The organism is Winogradskyella rapida (genome assembly GCF_042675845.1).
Taxonomy (GTDB): Bacteria; Bacteroidota; Bacteroidia; order Flavobacteriales; family Flavobacteriaceae; genus Winogradskyella; species Winogradskyella rapida.
Map to the genome: position 1 here is coordinate 1 of NZ_JBHTKM010000057.1, position 464 is coordinate 464.

Here is a 464-nt window from a genome sequence, read left to right on the forward strand (position 1 = left end):
TTTTTTCTGCTTACTTGCGAAAATTCCTGCGGAATTTTCTCTGGTTCGTGAAAGTTTGCTAAATTAGCTACCCAACTACGCAACTAACCATACACAAACACGTTACCTGTAAGCTAAAAAAACGACAGAAATTATTAATGAAAAGTAAGGAATTTATAAAATCTGAAATTAAAACATCTAATATAATAATTCTAATATTAGGTGGAATTATTTTTAGCTTTTTAGGAATTAAGCTGACTATTTCTGGTATTGAAAAAACTGAAATTTTATTTATTAGTATTCCTTTTTTACTTTTTGGATTATTATCAATTTATCATTTAATAAATCACAATATATTAATAATAAATAAAGAAAAATTGATAGTAAAAACTTTAATTGGTATAACTAAAAGGACTATAAATTTATCTGAAATTTTGACTTATAACGAAATTGAAAAAGAAAACGCTAAATGGAAAGGAGAAGCT

Annotated in this window: 1 protein-coding gene; it reads left to right on the forward strand. The window is 24.6% G+C overall.

Features of this window, described 5'->3' with window-relative positions:
• Nucleotides 1-137: 137 nt before the first annotated feature.
• Nucleotides 138-464, forward strand: a 327-nt coding sequence (locus ACFQ13_RS07340; RefSeq protein WP_386115738.1) for a hypothetical protein, incomplete at its 3' end; no start/stop codon positions are given.